This is a genomic window from Agromyces sp. H66, from assembly GCF_004959775.1.
Classification (GTDB): domain Bacteria; phylum Actinomycetota; class Actinomycetes; order Actinomycetales; family Microbacteriaceae; genus Agromyces.
On the sequence record NZ_SJZG01000007.1, the window covers coordinates 61,236 to 86,672 of the forward strand.

The 25,437-nt window shown below is 71.5% G+C and carries 21 protein-coding genes; 16 read left to right on the forward strand and 5 right to left on the reverse strand.

The annotated features are described in order from the left end of the window. The first annotated feature begins 13 nt into the window (after positions 1 to 13). The 9 genes from atpE (at position 14) to EZM51_RS13025 (ending at position 7,396) form a co-directional block, all read left to right on the forward strand. Entirely contained in the window at positions 14 to 247 is a 234-nt protein-coding gene (gene atpE, locus EZM51_RS12985) for an ATP synthase F0 subunit C (protein WP_022888426.1), read from the forward strand. Positions 248 to 275: 28 nt separating this feature from the next. Then, positions 276 to 839, forward strand: a complete 564-nt coding sequence (locus EZM51_RS12990) for a F0F1 ATP synthase subunit B (protein WP_136708691.1) — start codon at positions 276 to 278, stop codon at positions 837 to 839. A 3-nt stretch (positions 840 to 842) separates the two neighbouring features. Further along, entirely contained in the window at positions 843 to 1,637 is a 795-nt protein-coding gene (locus tag EZM51_RS12995; protein WP_136708692.1) for a F0F1 ATP synthase subunit delta, read from the forward strand. A 96-nt stretch (positions 1,638 to 1,733) separates the two neighbouring features. Next, a complete protein-coding gene (gene atpA / locus EZM51_RS13000; protein ID WP_136708693.1) occupies positions 1,734 to 3,374 on the forward strand; it encodes a F0F1 ATP synthase subunit alpha in 1,641 nt (546 codons plus the stop codon). 42 nt (positions 3,375 to 3,416) lie between these two features. Next, positions 3,417 to 4,313, forward strand: coding sequence for a F0F1 ATP synthase subunit gamma (locus EZM51_RS13005; protein ID WP_136708694.1), 897 nt, complete (start codon positions 3,417 to 3,419; stop codon positions 4,311 to 4,313). Positions 4,314 to 4,333: 20 nt separating this feature from the next. Continuing rightward, on the forward strand, positions 4,334 to 5,794 hold the full coding sequence (atpD, locus tag EZM51_RS13010; protein WP_136708695.1) for a F0F1 ATP synthase subunit beta: 1,461 nt from the start codon (positions 4,334 to 4,336) through the stop codon (positions 5,792 to 5,794). Between the two features lie 2 nt (positions 5,795 to 5,796). Next, positions 5,797 to 6,057: a F0F1 ATP synthase subunit epsilon gene (locus EZM51_RS13015; RefSeq protein ID WP_136708696.1), complete on the forward strand. Its 261-nt coding sequence runs from the start codon at positions 5,797 to 5,799 to the stop codon at positions 6,055 to 6,057. 10 nt (positions 6,058 to 6,067) lie between these two features. Then, positions 6,068 to 6,640, forward strand: a complete 573-nt coding sequence (locus EZM51_RS13020; protein WP_136708697.1) for an ATP-binding protein — start codon at positions 6,068 to 6,070, stop codon at positions 6,638 to 6,640. Further along, a complete protein-coding gene (locus tag EZM51_RS13025; RefSeq protein ID WP_136708698.1) occupies positions 6,641 to 7,396 on the forward strand; it encodes a peroxide stress protein YaaA in 756 nt (251 codons plus the stop codon). A gap of 22 nt (positions 7,397 to 7,418) precedes the next feature. Here EZM51_RS13025 and EZM51_RS13030 read toward each other — a convergent pair whose 3' ends face one another. Further along, positions 7,419 to 8,027 carry a DNA-3-methyladenine glycosylase I gene (locus EZM51_RS13030; protein ID WP_136708699.1) on the reverse strand — a complete coding sequence of 203 codons (609 nt, stop codon included), beginning with the start codon at positions 8,025 to 8,027 and terminating at the stop codon, positions 7,419 to 7,421. Continuing rightward, positions 8,024 to 8,515 carry a methylated-DNA--[protein]-cysteine S-methyltransferase gene (locus EZM51_RS13035; RefSeq protein WP_136708700.1) on the reverse strand — a complete coding sequence of 164 codons (492 nt, stop codon included), beginning with the start codon at positions 8,513 to 8,515 and terminating at the stop codon, positions 8,024 to 8,026. Before EZM51_RS13035 ends, EZM51_RS13030 begins: the two co-directional genes overlap by 4 nt. Before the next feature lie 140 nt (positions 8,516 to 8,655). On the opposite strand from EZM51_RS13035, the gene EZM51_RS13040 reads away from it, so the two are divergent. Beyond that, entirely contained in the window at positions 8,656 to 9,624 is a 969-nt protein-coding gene (locus EZM51_RS13040) for an aldo/keto reductase (RefSeq protein ID WP_136708701.1), read from the forward strand. Between the two features lie 91 nt (positions 9,625 to 9,715). Beyond that, entirely contained in the window at positions 9,716 to 10,942 is a 1,227-nt protein-coding gene (locus tag EZM51_RS13045) for a DUF4192 family protein (RefSeq protein WP_169053901.1), read from the forward strand. On the opposite strand, the gene EZM51_RS13050 is transcribed toward EZM51_RS13045, so the two are convergent. The 3 genes from EZM51_RS13050 to EZM51_RS13060 are packed head-to-tail and all read right to left on the reverse strand — an operon-like array spanning position 10,929 to position 14,363. Continuing rightward, positions 10,929 to 12,380, reverse strand: coding sequence for an FAD-binding oxidoreductase (locus tag EZM51_RS13050; protein ID WP_136708703.1), 1,452 nt, complete (start codon positions 12,378 to 12,380; stop codon positions 10,929 to 10,931). The two genes, EZM51_RS13045 and EZM51_RS13050, sit on opposite strands and share 14 nt — an antisense overlap. Further along, the gene (locus tag EZM51_RS13055; protein WP_136708704.1) at positions 12,380 to 13,852 is read right to left on the reverse strand and encodes an aspartate aminotransferase family protein; all 1,473 of its coding nucleotides are present in this window, start codon (positions 13,850 to 13,852) and stop codon (positions 12,380 to 12,382) included. Before EZM51_RS13055 ends, EZM51_RS13050 begins: the two co-directional genes overlap by 1 nt. A 28-nt stretch (positions 13,853 to 13,880) precedes the next feature. Beyond that, positions 13,881 to 14,363 (reverse strand): Lrp/AsnC family transcriptional regulator, encoded by a 483-nt coding sequence (locus EZM51_RS13060; protein WP_136708705.1) that lies wholly within the window; start codon positions 14,361 to 14,363, stop codon positions 13,881 to 13,883. 194 nt (positions 14,364 to 14,557) lie between these two features. Between EZM51_RS13060 and EZM51_RS13065 the strand changes: the two genes are divergently transcribed. The 5 genes from EZM51_RS13065 (at position 14,558) to EZM51_RS13085 (ending at position 25,435) form a co-directional block, all read left to right on the forward strand. Further along, the gene (locus tag EZM51_RS13065; protein ID WP_136708706.1) at positions 14,558 to 15,991 is read left to right on the forward strand and encodes a gamma-aminobutyraldehyde dehydrogenase; all 1,434 of its coding nucleotides are present in this window, start codon (positions 14,558 to 14,560) and stop codon (positions 15,989 to 15,991) included. A gap of 32 nt (positions 15,992 to 16,023) precedes the next feature. Continuing rightward, on the forward strand, positions 16,024 to 17,196 hold the full coding sequence (locus EZM51_RS13070; RefSeq protein ID WP_136708707.1) for an FHA domain-containing protein: 1,173 nt from the start codon (positions 16,024 to 16,026) through the stop codon (positions 17,194 to 17,196). After that, the gene (locus EZM51_RS13075; RefSeq protein WP_136708708.1) at positions 17,193 to 18,017 is read left to right on the forward strand and encodes a protein phosphatase 2C domain-containing protein; all 825 of its coding nucleotides are present in this window, start codon (positions 17,193 to 17,195) and stop codon (positions 18,015 to 18,017) included. The genes EZM51_RS13070 and EZM51_RS13075 overlap by 4 nt, the downstream gene beginning before the upstream one ends. Before the next feature lie 129 nt (positions 18,018 to 18,146). Beyond that, a complete protein-coding gene (locus EZM51_RS13080) occupies positions 18,147 to 19,565 on the forward strand; it encodes a serine/threonine-protein kinase (protein WP_248305642.1) in 1,419 nt (472 codons plus the stop codon). Positions 19,566 to 19,570: 5 nt separating this feature from the next. Beyond that, entirely contained in the window at positions 19,571 to 25,435 is a 5,865-nt protein-coding gene (locus EZM51_RS13085; RefSeq protein ID WP_169053902.1) for an Ig-like domain-containing protein, read from the forward strand. Positions 25,436 to 25,437: the final 2 nt, after the last annotated feature.

Here is a 25,437-nt window from a genome sequence, read left to right on the forward strand (position 1 = left end):
GGAAAACCCAAACGTGGACGCAACTACCGTTCTCGCTGAGATCAACGGCAACATCGCGACCGTCGGATACGGCCTCGCGGCGATCGGCCCGGCCATCGGCGTGGGCATCGTCGTCGGCAAGACGATCGAGGGTGTCGCCCGCCAGCCCGAGCTCGCCGGCCGCCTCCAGGTCCTGATGTGGATCGGCATCGCCTTCACCGAGGCGCTCGCCTTCATCGGCATCGCCACGTACTTCATCTTCGTCTGATCCACCCGCCCCAACTGAGGAGGCCAACGTGCTCCATGCAGTACTGAGCGCTGCAACCGAGGGTGGCGAGACCCAGAGCCCGGTGATTCCGGAGCTGTACGACATCGTCTGGTCGGCGGTCTGCTTCGTCATCATCCTCGTCTTCTTCTGGAAGTACGCGCTCCCGCGCGTCCAGAAGCTGCTCGACGAGCGTGCCGAGGCGATCGAGGGCAACATCGCGAAGGCCGACGAGGCGCAGCGCAAGGCCGAGGCGGCGCTCGAGGAGTACACCGCCCAGCTCGCCGACGCGCGTGCCGAGGCGGGTCGCATCCGCGAGACCGCCCGCGAGGACGGCAAGAAGATCGTCGCCGAGGCGAAGGACCAGGCCTCGAGCGAGGCCGCCCGCGTCACCGCGAGCGCGCAGGCGCAGATCGAGGCCGAGCGCCAGGCGGCACTCGTGTCGCTGCGGTCGGAGGTCGGCACCATCGCGATCGACCTCGCGTCGGGCGTGATCGGGGAGTCGCTCTCCGACGACCAGAAGGCGAAGTCCGTGGTCGACCGCTTCCTCGCCGACCTCGAGGCATCCGAGGCCACCGCCGGAGGGAAGAAGTAATCCATGGGTAGCGCTACGAGAGAGGCCCTGGCCCGGGCCCGGGCGGCGCTCGCGTCGCTCGGCAGTGCCGCACTGCCGGTTGCCGAGGACCTCCTCGCCGCGGGCCGCGTCATCGGGGCGACGTCGCAGTTGCGCACCGCCCTCACCGACAACGAGGCGGATGCCGCACAGAAGCGCGCACTCGTCGAGACGGTCTTCGGCGGCAGGATCTCGGCCGATGCGGCGTCGCTGCTGGTCAGCGTCGCCTCCGGTCGTTGGTCGAGCCCGTCCGACTTCCTCGCCGGGCTCGAGGAGCTCGGGTTCCGCCTGGCCGCCGATGCCGCCGGGAAGGGCGTCGACATCGACGCCGAGCTCTTCTCCTTCGAGCGCACGGTGGCCGCCGATTCCGAGCTCGAACTCGCGCTGGGTTCGAAGCTCGGTTCGCCGGCCGCGAAGGCCGCCGTCGTCGACCGTCTGCTCACCGGCAAGGCCTCGCCCGCCACGGTCGTGATCGTGCGGCACCTCGTGCTGGATCCCCGCGGACGCCGCATCGGCGAGATGCTTCGCACGGCGGCATCCATCGTCGCCGACCAGCGAGGCTTCGACGTCGCCACGGTCACGACGGCGGTGCCGCTCACCGACGCCCAGCTCTCGCGCCTCGAGCAGAGCCTCTCGGCGCAGGCCGGTCGACGCATCCGATTCGACACCATCGTCGATCCCGCCATGCTCGGCGGGGTTCGCGTGCAGATCGGCGACGACGTCATCGACGGCTCCGTCGCCAGCCGCCTCAGCTCGCTGAGGCAGAAGCTTGCCGGCTGACGCCGGACGAACACGACCGGCGTCCCTCGCCGCGACACACCAGTAGCTGTACAACCAGTACAGAAAAGGGCCTGGCCCGCAGAGAAGGAAATGGCAATGGCAGAACTCTCCATCAGCCCCGACGAGATCCGTTCGGCTCTCTCGGAGTTCGCCCGGGAATACGAGCCCGGCGCGGCCCAGAAGACCGAGGTCGGGTACGTCACCGACGCCGCCGATGGCATCGCCCACGTCGAGGGCCTGCCCTCCGTGATGGCGAACGAGCTCGTGCGTTTCGCCGATGGCACGCTCGGCCTCGCGCTGAACCTCGAGGAGGACGAGATCGGCGTCGTCGTGCTCGGTGAGTTCACCGGCATCGAGGAGGGCATGGAGGTGACCCGCACGGGCGAGGTGCTCTCGGTGCCCGTGGGGGAGGGCTACCTCGGCCGCGTCGTCGACCCGCTCGGCAACCCCATCGACGGCCTGGGCGAGATCACCGGCCTCGAGGGCCGCCGTGCCCTCGAGCTGCAGGCGCCGGGCGTCATGCAGCGCAAGTCGGTGCACCAGCCGCTGCAGACCGGCATCAAGGCCATCGACGCCATGATCCCGATCGGCCGCGGTCAGCGCCAGCTCATCATCGGCGACCGCCAGACGGGCAAGACGGCCATCGCGATCGACACGATCATCAACCAGAAGGCCAACTGGGAGTCGGGCGACCCCGACAAGCAGGTTCGCTGCATCTACGTCGCGATCGGCCAGAAGGGCTCGACGATCGCCGGCGTGAAGGGCGCCCTCGAGGACGCCGGCGCCATGGAGTACACGACCATCGTCGCGGCCCCCGCGTCCGACCCGGCCGGCTTCAAGTACCTCGCGCCGTACACCGGCTCGGCCATCGGGCAGCACTGGATGTACGACGCCAAGCACGTCCTGATCATCTTCGACGACCTTTCGAAGCAGGCCGAGGCCTACCGCGCCGTGTCGCTCCTGCTCCGTCGCCCGCCGGGCCGCGAGGCGTACCCCGGTGACGTCTTCTACCTGCACTCGCGCCTGCTCGAGCGCTGCGCGAAGCTCTCCGACGAGCTCGGCGCGGGCTCGATGACCGGACTTCCGATCATCGAGACCAAGGCCAACGACGTCTCGGCGTACATCCCGACCAACGTGATCTCGATCACCGACGGCCAGATCTTCCTGCAGTCCGACCTCTTCAACGCCAACCAGCGTCCCGCGGTCGACGTCGGCATCTCGGTCTCCCGAGTCGGCGGCGACGCCCAGGTCAAGTCCATCAAGAAGGTCTCGGGCACGCTGAAGCTCGAGCTCGCCCAGTACCGCTCGCTCGAGGCGTTCGCGATGTTCGCATCCGACCTCGACGCGGCGAGCCGGCGCCAGCTGGCCCGCGGTGCGCGCCTGACCGAGCTGCTCAAGCAGCCGCAGTACTCGCCGTACCCCGTCGAGGAGCAGGTCGTGTCCATCTGGGCGGGCACCAACGGCAAGCTCGACGAGGTGCCCGTCGAGGACATCCTGCGCTTCGAGCGCGAGCTCCTCGACTACCTCGGCCGCAACACCACGGTGCTGACGGAGCTGCGCGACACCAACGTCCTCTCGGACGAGAACGTCGCGACGCTCGAGGCCGAGGTCGACAAGTTCAAGCTCGAGTTCCAGACCGGTGAGGGCAAGCCCCTCGCATCGGTCGGGTCGGAGCAGTTCGAGGCGATCGCCGTCGAAGACGTCAACCAGGAGAAGATCGTCAAGTCTCGCCGCTAGGCGATTCGGCCGTCGATCGGACTCTAGGGATACAGGAGAGACATGGGAGCGCAACTTCGGGTCTACCGGCAGAAGATCAAGTCTGCCCAGACGACGAAGAAGATCACCAAGGCGATGGAGCTCATCGCCGCCTCGCGCATCCAGAAGGCGCAGGCACGGGTGAAGGCTTCGACGCCGTACTCGCGAGCCATCACGCGTGCCGTCTCGGCGGTCGCGACGTACTCGAACGTCGACCACGTGCTCACCACCGAGCCCGAGACGATCGAGCGGGCCGCCGTGGTGATCCTCACGTCCGACCGCGGACTCGCCGGTGCGTTCAACTCGCAGGTGCTGCGCGAGGCGGAGGAGCTCAGCGAGCTGCTCCGCTCGCAGGGCAAGGAGGTCGTGTACTTCCTCGTCGGTCGCAAGGCGGTGGGCTACTTCCAGTTCCGCCGGCGGGCCTCCGAGCAGCAGTGGACCGGCAGCTCCGAGAACCCCGAGTTCGAGCTCGCGAAGGACATCGCCGACGCCGTGCTCGAGGCCTTCCTGCGTGACGCGAGCGACGGCGGAGTCGACGAGATCCACATCGTCTACAACCGGTTCGTGAGCATGATGACGCAGACCCCCGAGGTCGTTCGCCTGCTTCCCCTCGAGGTGGTCGAGGGCGTCGAGGAGCCCGATGCCACGGTGCAGCCGCTCTACGAGTTCGAGCCCGATGTCGAGACCGTGCTCGACTCGCTGCTTCCGGTGTACATCGAGAGCCGCATCTTCAACGCCCTCCTGCAGTCGGCGGCCGCCAAGCACGCCGCGACGCAGAAGGCCATGAAGTCGGCGAGCGACAACGCCGACAAGCTCATCATCGACTACACGCGCCTCGCCAACAACGCGCGGCAGGCCGAGATCACGCAGCAGATCTCCGAGATCGTGGGTGGCGCCGACGCGCTCGTCGCCACCAAGTAATCCAGAAAAGAGAGAGCAGAATGACTGACACCGCAACCGCGCCGGTCGCCGAGTCGACTGCGGGCGCCGTCGGCCGCATCGCCCGCGTCACGGGCCCCGTCGTCGACATCGAGTTCCCGCACGACTCGATCCCCGAGATCTACAACGCCCTGAAGACCACGATCACGATCGGTGACGAGTCCAACGAGATCACCCTCGAGGTCGCGCAGCACCTCGGCGACGACCTCGTGCGTGCGATCGCCCTGAAGCCGACCGACGGCCTCGTGCGCGGCCAGGAGGTCCGCGACACCGGCGCCGCGATCTCGGTTCCCGTGGGCGATGTCACCAAGGGCAAGGTCTTCAACGTCATCGGCGAGGTGCTGAACGCCGAGCCGGGCGAGCAGATCGAGATCACCGAGCGCTGGCCGATCCACCGCAAGCCGCCGGCCTTCGACCAGCTGGAGTCGAAGACGCAGCTCTTCGAGACCGGCATCAAGGTCATCGACCTCCTCACCCCGTACGTGCAGGGTGGCAAGATCGGCCTCTTCGGCGGTGCGGGCGTCGGCAAGACCGTCCTCATCCAGGAGATGATCCAGCGCGTGGCGCAGGACCACGGTGGCGTGTCGGTGTTCGCCGGAGTCGGCGAGCGCACGCGTGAGGGCAACGACCTCATCCACGAGATGGAGGAGGCGGGCGTCTTCGACAAGACGGCCCTCGTCTTCGGCCAGATGGACGAGCCGCCGGGCACGCGTCTCCGCGTCGCGCTCTCGGCCCTCACGATGGCGGAGTACTTCCGCGACGTGCAGGGGCAGGACGTCCTCCTCTTCATCGACAACATCTTCCGCTTCACGCAGGCGGGCTCCGAGGTGTCGACGCTGCTCGGCCGTATGCCTTCCGCCGTGGGGTACCAGCCGAACCTCGCCGACGAGATGGGCATCCTGCAGGAGCGCATCACCTCGACCCGCGGTCACTCGATCACCTCGCTGCAGGCGATCTACGTGCCCGCCGACGACTACACCGACCCGGCGCCGGCGACGACCTTCGCGCACCTCGACGCGACGACCGAGCTCTCGCGTGAGATCGCGTCGAAGGGTCTCTACCCGGCCGTGGACCCGCTGACCTCGACGTCGCGAATCCTCGACCCCCGGTACCTGGGCGAGGACCACTACCGTGTTGCGACCACGGTCAAGCAGATCCTCCAGAAGAACAAGGAACTGCAGGAGATCATCGCGATCCTCGGTGTCGACGAGCTCTCCGAGGAGGACAAGATCACGGTGTCGCGCGCGCGTCGTATCCAGCAGTTCCTCTCGCAGAACACCTACATGGCGAAGAAGTTCACCGGCGTCGAAGGATCGACGGTGCCGCTGAAGGACACGATCGAGTCGTTCGACGCGATTGCCCGCGGCGACTTCGACCACGTCGCCGAGCAGGCCTTCTTCAACGTCGGACCGATCTCCGACGTCGAGGAGAACTGGGCGCGAATCCAGAAGGAGAACGGCTGAGCATGGCCGCCCTCAACGTGAGCGTCGTCTCGGCCGACCGGGAAGTCTGGTCGGGCGAGGCGACCATGGTGGTGGCACGCACCGTCGAAGGCGAGATCGGCATCCTGCCCGGTCACGAGCCGATGCTCGCGATCCTCGCCGGCGGCGAGGTGCGCGTCACGCTGACCGGCGGTGAGAAGATCACGGCCAGCGCCGAAGATGGGTTCCTGTCCGTGCATGCCGACGCGGTGCAGGTGGTCGCCTCCCGCGCCGAACTCGCCTGAGGAGGTCGGGATGCCGGGGGAGCAGCCGATCGACCGCCAATTCGGTGACCTGAGCGTCACCCAACTCGTCGTCATGGCGGGGCTGCCGGGTGCGGGCAAGTCGACGATCGCGGAGATCGTCGGCGCCCGCCTCGGTGCCACCGTCGTGTCGGTCGATCCCATCGAGTCGGCGATCCTGCGCGCCGGGATCGACGCCGACCAGCCGACCGGCCTCGCGGCGTACCTCGTCGCCGAGCAGATCGCGGAGAAGGAGCTGGAGTCCGGTCGCACCGTGATCGTCGACGCCGTGAACGCGGCGGAGGCGGCTCGCCTGCAGTGGCGCGACCTCGCCGAGCGCACCGAGGTGCGCCTGCGGGTCATCGAGGTCGTCTGCTCCGACGAGGGCCTGCATCGCGAACGGCTCGAGAAGCGGGAGCGCAACCTGCCGCACCTCGACGAGACCACCTGGCGCGCCGTGGAGCAGAGTCTCGAGGGCTACGCCGCGTGGACGGGACCAAGCGCGGCGCTGCCGCGCGTGACGATCGACAGCATCGAATCCCTGGGCTCGAACGTCGACGCCGCGCTCGCGTTCATCGCCTCGTAGATGCTCGTCCTGCTGCCGCCGTCGGAGACCAAGCGCGACGGCGGCGAGGGTCCGCCGCTCGACACGGCGACGCTCGCGTTCCCGGAGCTCACCGGGCTCCGGGAGGAGCTCGTCGAGCGCGTCGTGGGGCTCGCCGCCGACCCTGAGGCGATGATGCGGGCGCTGAGGCTCGGACCGCGTCTCGCCTCCGAGGTCGATCGGAACGGCGCTCTCCGAGCGTCGCCGACCATGCCCGCGATCGACCGGTACACGGGGGTGCTGTTCGACGCGCTCGAGGCCGGCACCCTCGACGGGCCGGCGCGCTCGTTCGCTGCCGAGACGGTGGTGGTGCACTCGGCCCTGTTCGGCCTCGTCGGCGCGCTCGACGCGATTCCGGCGTACCGGCTTTCGCACGACTCGCGTCTGCCGGGGCCGACCCTGCGCCGGTACTGGCGAGCCGCGATCGCCGAGCGGCTCGCCGCACACGAGGGTGTGATCGTCGACCTGCGTTCGGAGGGCTACGTCGAGCTGGGACCCGCCCCCGTCCGTGGGGGCTGCGCGTTCGTCCGGGTCGTGGCCGAGGACGCCAATGGGCGCCGGCGTGCGCTGAACCACTTCAACAAGCAGGCGAAGGGTCGCTTCACGCGCGCCCTGCTCGAGTCGCGACCCGACATCGCATCGCTCGGCGACCTCGTCGACTGGGCCACCACAGCGGGTTTCACGCTCGAACTCCGGTCGTCGGATGACGCGCCCCACGAGCTCGAGCTCGTCGCCTGAGCGCCTCGAGCGCGCCGCTCGGTCAGGCCCCGGGGACTGCGGTGGCCGCTCGCGCCCGATGGCAACCGGCGAGGTGGTCGTCGACCATGCCCGCAGCCTGCATGAGCGCATACATGGTGGTCGGTCCGACGAAGCGGAACCCGCGCTTGCGAAGCTCCCTGCTCATGGCCGTCGACTCGGGCGTCACCGCGGGCACCTCCGCGAAGGAGCCGGGTGACGATGCGCGCGGCGCCGGGGCGAAGCTCCACAGGAGCTCGGCGAGTGGCACGTCGAGCGCGAGGGTCGCGCGTGCGTTCTGGATGGTCGCCTCGATCTTGCCGCGGTGCCGGATGATGCGCGCGTCGCCGAGGAGGCGCTCGACGTCGGCCTCGGTCATGGCGGCGACGCGATGGGCGTCGAACCCGTGGAAGGCCTCGCGGAACGCGGGGCGGCGGCGCAGGATCGTGATCCACGACAGCCCGGCCTGGAATCCCTCGAGGCAGACCTTCTCGAACAGGCGCACGGGATCGTGCTGCGGCGTGCCCCATTCCTCGTCGTGATAGCGGCGGTACTCGGGGTCGCTCGCTCCCCAGGCGCAACGGACGAGTCCGTCGTCGCCCTCGACCAGCTCGGCGCGCGGGACCACGCTCACGCGGCGAAGCCGATGCGCTCGTGACCGAGGAGCCAGAGCTTCGTCGGGACGCCCTCGCCGCCCGAGTACCCGGTGATGCGCCCGTCGGACGCGAGCACCCGATGGCAGCCGACGATGATGGGTACCGGGTTGGCACCGACCGCGCCGCCGATGGCCCGAGCGGAGCCGGGCCTGCCGACCGCGGCCGCGAGCGCGCCGTACGAGGTGGCCTCGCCCCAGCCGAGCCGCTCGAGCTCGGCCCACACCGCCTGCTGGAACGGGGTGCCGACGAGCCGCACGGGAACGTCGAACTCGGTGCGGGAGCCGGCGAAGTACTCGACGAGCTGCTCGCGGGCGGCGTCGAGGACGTCGTTCGAGCGTTCGGGCCGGCCGTCGTGGGGGAGGGCGCCGTCGCGCTCGATGTTGAGTGCCGTGACGGCGACGTCGTCGCCGACGAGCTCGACGCGCCCGATGGGGCTGTCGAGGCGGGTGAGGTACACGCTGGTCATGGTTCGAGGGTAGCCGCGGCATCCGACATCGACTCGCGGGAATCGGACATCGCGGAACGCTCGCCGGAACGCCGCCTGTCGAGGACGAGTCGGGTCGCCGGGCGCCGCGCGGAAGGGCCGGGCCCGCGTAGGCTGGGCGGATGACCGGACTCGACTACCGTCCCCTCGGCCGTTCCGGACTCCGCGTGTCGTCGGTGGGCCTCGGCGGCAACAACTTCGGTCGCCCGGGCACCGCCACCGAGACCCAGGAGGGCACCGACGCGGTCGTCGCCGCCGCGCTCGACGCGGGCGTCACCCTCATCGACACGGCCGACGTGTACGGTCGCGAATACGGGCTGAGCGAGACCCTGCTCGGCAACGCGCTGCGCGGCCGCCGCGACGAGGTCGTCATCGCGACGAAGTTCGGGCACTCGAGCATCCGGTCGCCGCTGCCCTCGTGGGGCGCCGGCGGATCGCGACGGTACATCCGGCTCGCGGTCGAGGGTTCGCTGCGCCGCCTGCAGACCGACTGGATCGACCTCTACCAGTTGCACACCCCCGATCCCGGCACGCCCGTCGACGAGACGCTCGCCGCGCTCGACGACCTCGTGCGCGAGGGCAAGGTGCGCTACATCGGGCACTCCAACCTGTCGGGGTGGCAGCTCGCCGAGGCGGAGCTCCTCGCCCGCGAGCTCGGGACGGCACGCTTCGTCTCGGCGCAGAACGAGTACAGCCTGCTGTCCCGCGGTGCGGAGGCCGAGGTACTGCCGGCCGCGAGGCACTTCGGCGTCGGGTTCCTGCCCTTCTTCCCGTTGCAGAACGGCCTGCTCACCGGCAAGTTCCGTCGCGACGAGCGACCGGCCGACACCCGGATCATGCGGCAGCGGTCGTACCTGGTCGAGCAGGCGCCGTGGGACGAGCTCGACCGCTATCGCGCGTTCGCGGAGGAGCGCGGCCTCACGATGCTGGAGGCCACCTTCGGGTGGATGCTCGCCCAGCCCGCCCTGGCGAGCGTCATCGCCGGGGCCACGAAGCCCGAGCAGATCCGGCAGAACGCGGCCGCCGGCTCGGCCTGGCGTCCGACCGCCGCCGAGGTGGCCGAGGTCTCCGAGATCTTCGCCGATCGCTGACTCGTCCTCGACAACGACGAACCTCGTCGCTGCGACCCCGCGCGCGCCCGTGACGGCTCGGTGACGGATGCCGCGGCCGCACGCTGGCGGCATGACCACCATCATCCGCGCCGACGCGGCGCACGACCTCCTGGCCCTCGTCCCGGCCCTCATCGGCCACGCACCGATGCGCTCACTCGTCTGCATCGCATTCCGCGGCAACCGCAGCGCGGGCGTGCTGCGCTACGACCTGCCCGGGCGGGCCCGCGACCGCGACGCGGTCGCCTCCGCCATGGTGGGCACCGTCTGCCGGATGCCCGGCGTGGACGCGATCGTCCCGATCGCCTACACGGAGGCCACCTTCGCCCGTCGGGGCGCCATGCCGGAGCGAGCGCTCCTCGAGCTCGTCGCCGCTCGCGCCGAGTCGGCGGGGTTCGTCGTGCGGGACGCGTTCTGCGTGGCGGGCGACGGATGGGGCTCGGTGCTCGATCCGCAGACGCCGGCGCAGGGGCATCCGCTCGAGATGATCACGTGCAGCCCGGCGGCCTCCGACGCCCGATGCGGGGTGCCCGATCCCGCCGGCGCCGCGGGTCTCGCGGCGCTGCCCGAGCCCGACGCCGACCTCGCCACGCGGGTGGCGGACCTGCTCGATGCCTGCGCCGCCGACGATCGGGTCGACGCCTTCGGTCGGCGCAGGCGCCCGCGCGACGTCGAACGGCTGCTGGACGGGCTCGGCGCGCTCACCGACCCCGTCGAACTGGTCGAGGCTCTGCTCGACGCGGATCCCGCCGACGTGGGCGCCGACCGGCTCGCCTGGCTCGTGCACCTCACGGGTCGCCCGGCGTTCCGCGACGCGATGATGCTGCAGTTCGCGTTCGGGCCGGCGATCGGCGCGATGGCGCTCGACGACGCCATGGACGCGAACGAGCGGGCGGCGGAGCACGGCGAGGACGTGGGCGAGCTCGTCGCCCGGGAGTGGTCGCAGCGCGGCGCCGAGACGGTCGCCGGGCTCCTCACCCGGCTGCTGCTCGGGGAGAGCTCGACGCGTCCCGAGCCCGATCGGATCGAACGTGCGATCGCGGTGCTCAGGCGTGCGCTCGCCCACGCCCCGGAGCGCCATCGCCCGGGCCCGCTCTGCGTGGCGGCGTGGCTGGCGTGGGCGCTGGGTAGGGGCTCGGCGGCGGGCGCCTTCGTCGAGCGGGCGCTCGAGATCGATCCCGCCCACACGATGTCGGGGCTCCTCCACGCCTACCTCGGCACCGGCGCCATCCCCGAGTGGGCGTTCGCCGACGGTGACGACGCCGGCGGCGCGTCCGCGGACGAGGTCAGTGACCCGTGAGCGGGGCGATGAGGCGCGCCGCGACCGACGGCCGGCCGGTCAGGTGCTCCTCGAGGTCTGCCAGCTGCATGCCGAGGATGCCGAGATTCGCCCCGGCGAAGCGCAGCGGCTCGGGCTCCCAGAGCGGCGAGCGGTGATTCGCCCACGGCAGTCGCGTGAGCGGCGTGTCCCGTTCGAGCACCAGGTCGGCGAGCGTGCGGCCGGCGAGGTTCGTCGTCGACAGCCCGTCGCCGACGTAGCCGCCCGCGAAGCCCACGCCGGTCCTCGGGTTGTAGCTCGCCGTCGCGTGCCAGTCGCGTGCGACGCCGAGCGGACCGCCCCAGCGGTGGGTGACGCGGGCGTCGCCCGCGGCGGGGAACAGGTCGCGCAGGGCGTGCTGCAGATGCTCGAACACGCCGTCGACGCGTTCGAACGCGGGGTCGACCGCGCTGCCCCAGTGGTACCTGGCCCCGCGGCCCCCGAACGCGAAGCGGTTGTCGGCGGTGCGCTGGCCGTAGACGAGCAGGTGGCGGTAGTCGCTGAACGTCTGGCCGTGATCGAGGCCGATCTCGTCCCACACCTCGTCGGCCAGCGGCTCGGTGGCGATCATGAGCGAGTAGAGCGGGAGGATGCGCCGGCGCACCCTCGGCAGTCGCGAGCCGTAGCCCTCGAGCGCGATGATGACGTGGCGCGCCGAGACGGTGCCCTCCCGGTCGCCGTCGACGCTTCGGAACCGCACGCGGCCGGCCGCCCAGTCGACGACCTCGGTGCGCTCGAAGACGTTCACGCCGAGCGACTCGACGACGTCCGCGAGACCGCGCACGAGTTTCGCCGGGTGCACGCGCGCACACGCCGGGTCGAACGTCGCCCCCGGATCGCCGTCGTCGGCCCCGGTCACGCCGAACCTCGCCGCGACCGTGCGTCCGTCCCAGTACTCGGGCCGGTCGACCTCGAACCGGCGCGCCTCGTCGACGTCGGCCCTGGCGCCGCGTCGCTGCACGTCGGTGCGGGCGAACACGACCGTGCCGCCCCGCTCGAAGTCGCAGTCGATGCCCTCGGCCTCGGCGACGCGGCCCACCTCGTCGACGGTGTCGACCATGGCGCGGCGCATCGCGACGGCGGCGTCGAAGCCGTGCTCGCGCTCGAGGGAGGCCGCCGAGCGCGGGAAGAGCGCCGAGCACCACCCGCCGTTCCGGCCCGATGCGCCGAACCCGGCGATCTCACGTTCGAGCACGGCGATCTTCAGCGACGGGTCGGCCTTCGCGAGCTCGTACGCCGTCCAGAGACCGGTCAGCCCACCGCCCACGATGCACACGTCGACGCGCGCGTCGGCCGTGAGCGGGTCCCGGGGCGCGAGGTCGTCGCGCCCCGAGACCACGAGGTCGTCGAGCCAGAAGCTCGCACGTCGGTACGAGGACTGCGAGGCATCGGTGGCGGTGGGCTGCCGCGGTCGCGCCATCAGACGCGTGCGGGAACGAGGAGGTGCTCTCCGCCGTGGCGGTGACCCTTGAAGCCGGCCGCGCGGTCGGCCGCCTCGGTGAGCACGCCACGCAGCTTCTGCTCGATCTCCTGGAACTCGGGCACGCCGATGGTGAGCGGCGGCGCCAGCTGGATCACGGGGTCGCCACGGTCGTCGGCACGGCAGTACAGACCGGCATCGAACAGCGCCTTCGACAGGAAGCCGCGGAGCAGGTCCTCGGACTCCTCGTCGTTGAAGGTCTCGCGCGTCGCCCGGTCCTTCACCAGTTCGATGCCGAAGAAGTAGCCGTCGCCGCGGACGTCGCCGACGATCGGGATGTCGAGCAGCTTCTCGAGCTCGGCGCGGAACAGCGGCGAGTTCTCGCGGACGCGCTCGTTGAGCCCCTCCTCCTCGAAGATGTCGAGGTTCTCGAGCGCCACGGCCGCCGACACGGGGTGCCCGCCGAAGGTGTACCCGTGGTAGAACGACGTCGTGCCGTGCCTGAAGGGCTCGTAGATCTTCTCGGAGATGATCGTCGCGCCGATGGGGGAGTACCCCGAGGTCATGCCCTTGGCGCACGTGATCATGTCGGGCTGGAAGCCGTAGGTGGTCGAGGCGAACATGTTCCCGATGCGGCCGAAGCCCGTGATCACCTCGTCGGCGACGAGCAGCACGTCGTACTGGTCGCAGATCTCGCGCACGCGCTGGAAGTATCCGGGAGGCGGCGGGAAGCACCCGCCCGAGTTCTGCACGGGCTCGAGGAAGACCGCCGCGATCGTCTCGGGGCCCTCGAAGAGGATCATCTCCTCGATGCGGTTCGCGGCCCAGACGCCGAAGGCCTCGACGTCGTCGGCGGGCGCCCCGACATCGGCCGCCCGGTAGAAGTTCGTGTTGGGCACGCGGAAGCCGCCGGGGGTGACCGGTTCGAACATCTCCTTCATCGCCGGGATGCCCGTGATGGCGAGCGCGCCCTGCGGCGTGCCGTGATAGGCGACGGCGCGTGAGATGACCTTGTGCTTCGTCGGGCGCCCCTGGAGCTTCCAGTAGTACTTGGCGAGCTTGAAGGCCGTCTCCACGGCCTCGCCGCCGCCGGTCGAGAAGAAGACGTGGTCGAGGTCGCCCGGGGCGTACCCGGCGAGGCGGTCGGCGAGCTCGATCGCCGACGGGTGGGCGTACGACCAGATCGGGAAGAACGCGAGCTCCTCCGCCTGCTTGGCGGCCGCCTCGGCGAGTCGGCGGCGTCCGTGTCCGGCGTTCACCACGAACAGGCCCGAGAGCCCGTCGAAGTACTCGCGGCCCTCGATGTCGTAGATGTGGTGGCCCTTGCCGCGCGTGATGATGGGAACGCCCGACGTCTCCATCGTCGACTGGCGGGCGAAGTGCATCCAGAGGTGGTCCTTCGCCTTCTGCTGCAGCGCGGCGTCGTCGTAGCCGGCGGCTCCGGCGTTCGTCGCCGAGTCGAGGGTGGTCATTGCTGTCCTCCTTTGGCGGGGTGCCCGCTCAGCGGGTGCCCCAGTTGTAGAACTGCTTCTGCAGCTTCAGGTAGACGAACGTCTCGGTGCTGAGCACGCCGGGCAGGCTCCGGATGCGCGAGTTGAGGAGGTTGATGAGCTCCTCGTCGTTCTCGCACACCACCTCGGCGAGCAGGTCGAAGCTGCCGGCCGTGAGCACGACGTAGTCGATCTCGGGGATCTCCGCGAGGCGTTCGGCGACCTCTCGCGTGTCGCCGCCCACGCGGACCCCGATCATCGCCTGCCGGGTGAAGCCCAGCTGCATGGGGTCGGTCACGGCGACGATCTGCATCACGCCCGACTCGGTGAGCCGCTGGACGCGCTGCCGCACGGCCGCCTCGCTGAGTCCGACGGCCTTGCCGATGTCGGCGTACGACCGGCGCCCGTCCGCCTGCAGCTGCTCGATGATCGCCTTCGACACGTCGTCGAGGGTCACCGGGCGCGCCGTTGGCGTGCGAGCTGTGTTCGTCATTCGTTGATTGTGACAGTGACGGACGCCACTCGCAAGCGAATCCGTCGAATCATGCCGGTTTCACAACTGATTCCATATCTCTTCGCTCGCCATCGCCGTGCCTCCCCGGCTACCATGGGCGCACGGCGCCGCAGGTCGCGCCGCGGCGGCGCGACCTGCGCCGCCATGATCCGACGACCAGAGGACGCATCCGCATGGGCAACGCACCACTCCGGAACTTCATCGGCGGCGAGTACGTCGAGGCGCGCGGCGACACCGTCATCGACCTCATCGACCCGGCGACCGAGGAGGCCTACGCGGTCTCGCCCGTGTCGACGACGGCCGACGTCGACGCCGCCTACCGCTCGGCATCCGACGCCTTCGAGGTGTGGGGCGAGACGACGCCCGCCGAACGACAGCTCGCCCTCTTCCGCATCGCGGACGCCATGGAGACGCGTGCCGAGGAGTTCGCCGATCTCGAGTCCCGGGACACCGGCAAGCCGCGGGCCACCCTCGTCGCCGACGAGATCATGCAGTCGGTCGACCAGCTGCGCTTCTTCGCGGGCGCCGCCCGCAACCTCGAGGGGCGGTCGGCCGCCGAGTACCTGAAGGACCACACCTCGTTCGTGCGCCGCGAGCCGATCGGCGTGATCGGCCAGGTGACGCCGTGGAACTACCCCCTCAACATGGCCGTCTGGAAGGTGGCGCCGGCGATCGCCGCCGGCAACACCGTGGTGCTCAAGCCGAGCGACACCACGCCGCTCTCGACGCTCCTGCTCGCGGAGGTCGCCGCCGAGTTCCTGCCGGCAGGCGTCTGCAACGTCGTGACGGGCGACCGCTCGACGGGCAGCGAGCTGCTCGGGCACGACACGCCGCAGATGGTCGCGATCACGGGATCGGTCCGCGCGGGCATGGAGGTCGCGCGCGCCGCGGCCGCCGACCTGAAGCGCGTGCACCTCGAGCTCGGCGGCAAGGCGCCGGCCATCGTGTTCGGCGACACCGACATCCAGCAGGCGGCCGCCGGCATCGTCACGGCGGCGTACTTCAACGCCGGCCAGGACTGCACGGCGGCGACCCGGGTGATCGTGCACGAGTCGGTGCACGACGAGCTCGTCGCGGCGCTCGTCGCCGAGGCGCGCCGGAACGCGCGCACCGGCGGGCCGCACGAGGAGGGCGTGCTCTACGGACCGCTCAACAACGCCAACCAGCTCGCTCACGTGTCGGGATTCGTCGAGCGACTCCCGGGACACGCCGAGATCGTCCTCGGCGGCGGTCGGCAGGGCGACGTCGGCTACTTCTGGGAGGCGACCATCGTGACCGGACTCCGGCAGGACGACGAGGCGGTCCAGCGCGAGATCTTCGGCCCCGTGCTCACCGTGCAGACCTTCCGCGACGATTCGGAGGCGCTCGCGATGGCCAACGGCGTCGACTACGCGCTCGCCTCCTCGGTCTGGACGAGCGACCACCGCCGGGCGATGCGCTTCGCGAAGCGCCTCGACTTCGGCTGCGTCTGGATCAACACGCACATCCCGTTCGTGTCGGACATGCCGCACGGCGGGTTCAAGCACTCGGGCTACGGCAAGGACCTCTCGAACTACGGCTTCGAGGACTACACCCGCATCAAGCACGTGATGAGTCACATCGGCTGACGACCGGGCGCGACGGTGCCAGACTGGTCGCCATGGTCGCGGGATCCCTCATGAGCGCCGCGGTGCCCGGCGCGACCGCGTGGGACATCGTCGTCGGCGATCGGTTCATCGCCGCGCTCGCCGCGCCCGCCCCCGACGCCGGCGCCTCGGCGCTGGCCGAGGCGGCCGGCGACGACCGCGTGCAGATCGAGGCCCTCGTCGGGTCGATCCCCCTCCACTCCGCCGAGCAGGTCGACGACTTCGCGATCGTCTGGTGGCCCAGCGCGGATCCCACCGAGGTGACCGCAGTGGTGCGCGGGAACGCCGTCGTCGACCTCACCTCGCCCGGCGGCACGCGACGGTTCGACGCCCGCGGCATCCGGCCGTGGCATCTCGCCGAGTTCGCCGAGGTGGTGGCCCTGCGGATCACGTCCGCCGAGGCGCCCCTGGACCGGCTCGGCCGAGCCGCCGACCCCGTACCGCACGCACGAGCGAGCCTCTGCGCGACGTCGATCGAATGGCAGTCGGCCCCCGACGCGGCGCGCGACGCGGCGGCGGCGCTGCGGGACGCCACAGCCGCGGCGGCGGCCGCCGACACGATCCTGATGCCCCGTCGCGGCCGGACGCCGGACACCGACGACGACGACACGGTCCGCACGTCGCCGCAGCCGTCGCCCACGGCGACGAGGCCGGTGGCGATCCCCACGATCGACGTCGAGCTCCCGGGTCGCGACGAGCCCGGCGCATCGTCGGCGCTCGCCGCGACCGCCGTGGCGGATGCCCCGTCGGCCTCATCGGCGTCGACGACGGGCGACGAGCACGGGTCGACGACGACCCTCGTGCCGGCCTTCCGCATCGGCGGCGGACTGCCGCACCCGGTCATCGCGCCCGTGCTCATCGGGCGCCGCCCCCTCGCGCCGCGCATCCGGAGCGGCATGGCCCACGAGCTCGTCACGGTCGCGTCGCCGCGGGCCGTGGTCTCGGGCACGCACCTCGAGCTGCGCGTCGAGGGCACGCGCCTCGTGGCGACCGACCTGCGCTCCACGAACGGCACGGTCGTGCACGGGGCGTCCGGCACTCGCCGGATGCGATCGGGCGAGTCGATCGTCGTCCCGCCGGGCACCAGCCTCGACCTCGGAGACGGTACGATCGTCGAGATCTCCCTCGCTCCCGCCCCCGGACCCCCCGCAGCGCCATACCCGACAGACAGCAGGCCGCACCCGTGACGCAGATTGGCAACGGCAACGCCCGTCATCGCGTCGACCTGCCCGACGGCACCGAACTCGAGATCTCCTGGGCCGCGATGACCGACACGGGCCTGCGTCGCGAGGTCAACGAGGACAGCTACGTGGCGCAGGCGCCCATCTTCGCGGTGGCCGACGGCATGGGCGGGCACGCGGCCGGCGACTTCGCGAGCGCCGCGGTCGTGACGAGACTGGCCGAGCACGGCGGCAAGCCCCTGATGGGGACCCCCGAGATCGACCAGGCGCTGCGCCTCGCCGTGCAGGACATGGGTCGCGGGGCCGGGGTCACCGACGAGGGCAGCGGCACGACCGTCACGGGCGCCGCGCTCGGCGCGATCTCCGACGAGCCCGCGTGGATCGTCTTCAACATCGGCGACTCGCGGGTGTACCGGCTCGTCGGCGGCGTGCTGGAGCAGCTCACGGTCGACCACTCGATCGTGCAGGAACTCGTCGACGCCGGCCAGATCACGCGGGAGGAGGCCGACACGCACCCGCACTCGAACGTCATCACGCGTGCGGTCGGCTTCCACGAGGCGCCCATCCCCGACTACCGCGCCATCGCGATCGAGGAGGGGATGCGCCTGCTCATCTGCTCCGACGGGCTCACCAAGGAGCTCACCGCGTATGGGATCCGGCACTTCCTCATGGCCAACCGGAAGGCCGACGCCGCGGCGCGCCAACTCGTCGAGGCGGCCCTCGGCAACGGCGGTCGCGACAACGTGACGGTCATCGTCCTCGACGTGCTGAAGGTCGTGCGCCCGCCCGGGGCGCGGCACAGCGCCGGCGGTGACGACCTGCACTGACGGATGCCACTGGGTGACGAGATCGCCCCGCACATCGCTTCGCTGCGGCATCCGTCGCCAACCTACAATGGGGGCACCGGTCGCCGCCGGTTCGCGGGTGGCGTCGAGGCACCGGATGCAGGGAGGAACGTGTCGAGGCGTCTGCCGTCCACCCCGCCGAACCTGCCCGGGTTCGCGTTCATCCGCGTGCTCGGCTCCGGCGGGTTCGCCGACGTGTTCCTGTACGAGCAGAACATGCCGCGCCGGCTCGTCGCCGTGAAGGTGCTGCTGGCCGAGGTCGTCAACGACGAGATGCGCCAGATGTTCCAGGCCGAGGCGAACATCATGGCCCAGCTCTCCTCGCACCCGTCGATCCTCACCGTCTACCAGGCCTCGGTCGCGGCAGACGGCCGCCCCTACCTCGTCATGGAGTACTGCTCCGCCGCGCTGGGGCAGCGCTACCGCGCCGTGCAACTGCCGCTGGCCGAGGCGCTCTCGATCGGCGTCCGCATCGCGAGCGCCGTCGAGACGGCGCACCGGCAGGGCGTGCTGCACCGCGACATCAAGCCGTCGAACATCCTGACCACGGCGTACGGGCACCCGGTGCTCAGCGACTTCGGCATCGCCGCCACGCTCGGCGAGGCCGCGATGAGCGACGCCGTGGGCCTGTCCATCCCGTGGTCGGCGCCCGAGGTGCTGCACGACGACGTGTCGGGCACCGTCGCGAGCGAGGTGTGGTCGCTCGGGGCGACCGTGTACTCCCTCGTCGCGGGTCGCAGCCCGTTCGAGGTGCCGGGCGGCGACAACTCCTCGATCACGCTGATGTCGCGGATCGAGAAGGCCCGGCCCGCACCGACCGGCCGTGCCGACGTTCCGGCGAGCCTCGAGCGAGTGCTGGCGCGGGCCATGTCGCGTCGACCGAAGGATCGCCAGGCGAGCGCGCTCGAGTTCATCCGGGACCTGCAGGCCGTCGAGGAGGAACTCGGCCTCCCGCAGACGCCGATCGAGGTGGCGATGGACGACTGGGCCCTCGCCACGGCGGTCGACCTCGATGAGCGCACCCGCGTCAGCGGCCAGCACGCGCTCGACGGCGGCCACGGCGCACGACGTCGCACCCGACGTTCCGCCGCACGGCGCTCCGCCTCGGGCGTCGGCGCCGAGTCCCACCCCCGCGAGGGATCCACCGCCCGCGGTCGCACCGCGCCGCCGACCACGAAGCGTCTCGTGTGGGGCATCTCGCTCGCCGCGGCGCTGCTCATCGCGGTCGTGAGCGCGGGCATCCTCGCCGTGGTGCAGGGGTCGAGGACGATTCCCGTCGTGACGGACGTGCGGGGCGAGGTCGACGGGGCCGCCGTGGTGTTCACGTGGGACGACCCCGGCATCGAGGGCGGCGACGCCTACGTCGTGACGGTCGACGGCGAGCCGTGGCCCATGCAGCGCGCCGCGCGCCTCGACGTCGGCGCCGACGCCGGCGATCGCGTGTGCGCGAGCGTCACCGTCACGCGTGACGGCAAGTCGGGCGTGCCGAGCGTCGAGCGCTGCGTCGACGTGGGGGCGGAGGTCGGTTGATGCGGATGCCGCGGCTCGGCGCCCACCGGTCGGCGCTCGCGACGGCGGGCGCCGTCACCGCGATCGTCGCCGTCGTGGCGGGCGTGGCCGTGGCATCCGGCGGCTATGCCGCGCAGCGGGTCGATCTCGGCGACGCCGCCGTCTGGGTCGTGAACGACGGCCTGCAGGCGGTGGGCCGCGCGAACACCGCGATCCACGAGTTGAACTCCGTGGTCGAGACCGGAGGCTCGTCGTCGGAGGTCGTGCAACGGGGGTCGACCGTGCTCGTCTTCGATCCCGACCGGGCCAGCGTCGGCGTCGTCGACGCGACGACGTCGACGGTCACCGACACGATCGCCGTGCCTCCCGAGACCACGTCGGTCGCGCTCGCCGGCTCCCGCGTCGTCATCTCGGCGGACGGCGACGTCTGGACGGTGCCGGTCGCCGAGTTCGCCGACTTCGACGGCGAGGCCGACCCCGTCCTCACGTTCGGCGCGAGCGCCGTGACGAGCGTCGATCCGGCGGGCGTCATGTTCGCCTACACGCCGTCGACGGGCGGGATCGCCCGTGTCGACGCCGCCGAGGCCGAGACGGTCGCGGCCAGATGGCAGGTGCCGCCCGCCGACGGCGATCCCGAGGTGCAGATCACGTCGGTCGACGGCCGCTGGGTCGTGCTCGACGTGACGGCCCGCACGCTCTGGCTCGACGGCCGCGAGGTCGACCTCTCCGGCGTCCTCGAGCCGACGTCCGACCCGGCGCTGCAGGAACCGGCGCTCGACGGCGACTCCGTCGCGATCGCGCATCGCCGGGGGCTCGTGTCGGTGCGCCTGGACGGCGGCGAGCCGCAGGTGCTCGTCGACGACGTCGTGGGTGCGCCGGCCGCTCCGGTCCTCCACGACGGATGCCTCCACGCGGCGTGGGCTCGCGGTGAGGCGTGGCGCTCCTGCCCCGGCACGCGGCCGCGGCAGGTCGACCTCGAGCGCGCGTCCGGCGCCGGGAGCCTCGCCTTCCTCGCCAACGGCGAGTCGCTCGTGCTCAACGACCGATCGAGCGGCAGGACGTGGGCGGCGTCGGACGACTACGGACTCATCGACAACTGGGACGCGCTGCTCCAGGACGATCGCACGGAGGAGACGGTCGAGCAGAACGACCCCGACCAGAAGCCCACGATCGAGAAGAGCCAGGTGCCGCCGGTCGCGCTGGCCGACGAGTTCGGCGCGCGCCCCGGACGGTCGACGCTCCTGCCCGTGCTGCTCAACGACTACGACGCGAACGGCGACGTGCTCGTCGTCGACGGCGTCGACGGCGAACTGCCGGGCGGCGCGAGGCTCGACCGCGTGTCGGACAACCAGCAGTTGCAGCTCACGCTCGGCGACGAGGCATCCGGAACCCTCTCGTTCGGCTACACCGTGGGCGACGGGCGCGGCGGCACCGCGCGCGCCACCGTGACCGTGACGGTGCGCGACCCCGAGGAGAACGCGCCGCCCGTGCAGCAGCGCGAGACCCGGGCATCGGTCCAGAGCGGCGGACGCCTGACCACCGCGGTGCTCGGCGACTGGGTCGATCCCGACGGCGATCCGTTCTTCCTCCGCGAGGCGAACGTCGGGGAGCCCGACGCCGTGTCGTCGACCGCGGACGGCGTCGTCGTGTTCGACGAGAAGGGCGGCGCGGGTTCCGAACGCAGCGTGTCCCTCGCGGTCTCGGACGGCCGCGACGACGGTGCCGGCGTGCTCACCGTGCGGGTGCGGGCTCCCGGCGACGTCCCGCTCGTCGCCGAGCCGTTCGTGGCGCTGGCGACCGCGGGCGAGGAGATCCGCATCGACCCGCTGCGGCACGTGCGCGGCGGCTCCGGCCACCCGCGACTGAGCGCGGTCCCCGCCAAGCCCGAGGTCGACATCGTGCCCGACTTCGACGGCGGCAGCTTCCGGTTCACGAGCATCGCGGTGCGAACGCATTACCTCGAGTACACCGTGACCGACGGCACCGACACGGCGACCGGCCTCGTGCGCGTCGACGTGTCGGCGCCGCCCGACCGGGACACGACGCCCATCACCGTGCCGCACTCCGCGTTCCTCAGGCTCGACCGACCCGTCGACGTCGACGTGCTCGCGACCGACATCGACCCCACGGGGGGCGTGCTCATCGTCACCGGTCTCACCGAGGAGGCCGAGGCCGAGGCCGAGGGCGTCCGCATGGAGATCATCGACCACCGCATCCTCCGGGTCACCCTCACCCAGCCGCTCGCCACGGGATCGACGACGTTCGGCTACCGCGTGAGCAACGGCCTGGCCGACGCCGACGGCGAGGTCACGCTCGTCGAGGTGCCCGACCCGAGCCGCACGCAGCCGCCCGTCGCGGCGCCCGACACCATCTCGGCGCGCACCGGCGACGTCGTCGACATCGCCGTGCTCGACAACGACGAGCACCCCGATTCGCTGCCCATCTCGCTCGCGCCGGGCATCGTCGAGGAACCGGAGGCCGGACTGCTGTTCGCGGCAGGGGACCGCCTGCGGTACTACGCGCCCGACGAACCCGGCGAGTTCGAGGCCACCTACCGCGTCGACGGTCCGGACGGCCAGTTCGCGACGGCGACCGTGCACATCTCGGTGCGCGATGCCGATCCCGAGACGAACACCGCGCCGGTGCCGCAGACGGTGACCGCACGCGTGCTCGCGGGCGACACCGTGCGCATCCCGATCCCGCTCGGCGGCGTCGACCCCGACGGTGACTCGGTGCAGCTGCTCGGCCAGGAGTCCAACCCCGATCGCGGCGCCGTCGTCGCGCGCGGCGGCGACTGGCTCGAATACGAGGCCGGGGAGTACTCCGCCGGCACCGACGCGTTCCAGTACGCCGTGGTCGACGCGCTGGGCGCGCGCGCGACCGGCTCGATCCGGGTGGGCGTCGCACCGCGGCTCGACGGCGCCCGCCGCCCGATCGCCGTCGAGGACGTCATCACGGTGCGCCCGGGCCGCACCATCTCGGTGCGCGTGCTCGAGAACGACTCCGATCCCGACGGCGGAGCGCTCGTCCTCCGCTCGGTCGAGCCCATCACGTCGGGTGCGACCGCGCGTGTCGACGGCGAGACCGTCCGAGTCGAGGTGCCCGCCGGCGAGGGCGACTACGGGTTCATCTACACGATCGAGAACGAGCACCTCGGCGAGGCGTCGACGTTCCTCCGGGTGGAGGCCCGCGCCGATGCGCCCCTCGCCCGGCCGGAGGCCGGCGACACCGTGCTGACGCTCAGCGACATCCTCGGCGAGGAGTACGTCGACGTGGCGGTGCTGCGCAACGTCTTCCTGGCCGACGGCGACGCGGCCGAGCTCGACGTCGGGCTCGTCGAGGGCTACGACGAGGGTGCGCAGGTGCGCCGCGACGGCGCCATCCGCGTCCGCGTCGAGGACCGGCGGCGCATCGTCCCGTTCTCCGTGAGCCATCCCGAGGACCCGGAGGTCACGTCGTACGCGTTCATCTGGGTGCCCGGGCGCGACGACGCCCTCCCGCAGCTGCGTCGCGACGCGCCCGAGGTACGCGTGCAGAGCGGCGAAGAGGTCGTGCTCGAGCTCGAGGAGTACGTCATCGCCGCGTCCGGCCGGCCGGTGCGGATCACCGACGCCGCGACCGTGCGCGCCTCGCACAGCGACGGCACCGATCTCGTCGTCGACGAGGACACCATCCGGTTCCGCAGCGAACCCGGCTACTTCGGCCCGGCCTCGCTCTCGTTCACCGTCACCGACGGCGAATCGCCCGACGATCCCACCGCACGCACGGGCACGATCGTCATCCCGATCGTGGTGGAGCCCACCGATGACCAGCCGCCGGCGTTCACGGGCGGCACCATCGACTTCGAACCCGGCCAGTCGAAGACCATCGACCTCGTCAAGCTCACCAACTACCCGTACCCCGACGCCCTCGACGAACTCGACTTCCGCGTGCTGCCGCCCGAACCCGTGGGCTTCGACCTGTCGCTCGACGGTCGGGACCTCACGATCACGACCGCCGAGTCGACGCCGACCGGCACGCGCCAGGCCGTGTCGATCGCCGTCGGCGACGACCGCGGCGACGGCAGGCCCGGCCGCATCGAGTTGCGCGTCGTCCCCTCGACGCGTCCGCTCGCGCAGCCGGCCCCCGACCTCGCGGTCGCCGCCCGGGGTCGCACCACCACGATCGACGTGCTCGCGAACGACGGCGCGACCAATCCGTTCCCCGGAACCCCGCTCCGCGTCGTGGGCGTGCGCGGCCTCGGCGATCGACTGCCCGCCGGCGTCGCCATCGAGCCGAGCGAGGACCACTCGACCCTCACGGTGGCGGTCTCCAGCGGGGCGGCGCCCGTCAACACCACCCTGCAGTACCAGGTCGCCGACGCGACCGACGACCCGAGCCGGTACGCGTGGGGGTCCGTCACGATCTCGGTGCAGGACCGCCCCGACCCCGTGACGGGCGCGCAGGTGACCGGATTCGGCGACGGCACGCTCGACGTCGTGTTCGGGGCGGGGGCCTTCAACAACTCGCCGATCACGGGCTACGACATCTCGCTCGTCGCGCCCGGCGGCGACGTCGTGGGCACGTCGACGTGCGTCGCCACGACCTGCACCGTGGCCACGCCCGGGAACGGACAGGCGAACGCGGTCACCGTGCGGGTGCAGGCGCGCAACGCGATCGGCCTCTCCGACCCGCTCGACGCGCCGGGACCGATCTGGTCGGACGTCATCCCGCCGCCGCCCACCGGACTCCGCGCGCTCCCGCTCGACGGCGGCCTGCGCATCGAATGGGCACCCGTCGACACGGGTGCCGGCAGCGCCGTGAGCTCCTACGTCGTCACGGTGGAGGGCATCTCGAGCGAGGTGGACGCCGCGGGCGCGTGCACCGCGACGACGTGTGCGATCGAGGCCGGCGGACTCGTGAACGGCAGCCAGGTGCCGTTCACCGTGAGCGCGCGCAACGAGGCGTATCCGGCGCTCGCCGTGTGGACCGCGGCGGGCGGTACCGGGATGCCGTTCGGCTCGCCCATCGCGGGCGGCATCGACGTCGACGGCGACCCCGCCGCCGGCACCGTGACCGTCTCGTGGTCGCCGTTCTCCGGCAACGGGGACGCCATGGGCGGATACTTCGTGCAGCGGCTGGCCGACGGTCAGACCTCGGTGCCGACGGGGCCGCAGGCGTGCTCGGTCACGAGCCCGGCGCCCGGCGAGGTGATCCCGCCCGCGAGCGGCGGCACGGTCGCGGAGGTCGTGCGGGTGGGTCCGGATGCCTCGAGCGTGACGTTCGCGGGCACGGCCACGGAGTCCACCCGCTACTCCTTCGTGGTCTGGGGCTTCAACCGCGCCGGGTGCGTCAGCACCGAGGTCGCGGGCATCGTCGTGCGGCCGGCGCCGCGGACCGTCTCCGACGTGACCAGCGCCATGGACTGGATGAACGTCGAGACCTGGGACCGCTACATCTCGGACGTGGACGCCGGGCCGCGCCTGCAGATCGTCGCGGTCGACGCGGCCGGCGTGCAGATCGGCACCCCCGTCGAGTTCCGGGGTTCGGGCTGGCTGCGGTCGCTGCTCGGCCGCCCGTTCGGCGAGGCGGCACGGTTCCAGGTGCGCGAGTGCTCGGTGTGGGGCAGTTGCGGGCCGTGGTCGCAGGTGCTGCCGACCGACCCGCAGCCGTCGCTGACGTTCGCCCTGCCGAGCCGCGTCTGGGACGAGGCGGGCAAGACCTGGTCGTGGACCGCGGCGCCCGCGAACTCCGGACTGCCCGTCGCCTTCACGTGCGGCGTCGACGGCGACGAGGGCGGACGTTCCGCGCAATCCGCGACCACGTGCCAGATCCCCGAGGCGAAGCCCGGCGATCGGGTCTGGTTGGATGTTGAGATCGCCGGCGTGACGGCCAGGTACTGGAACCGATGAGC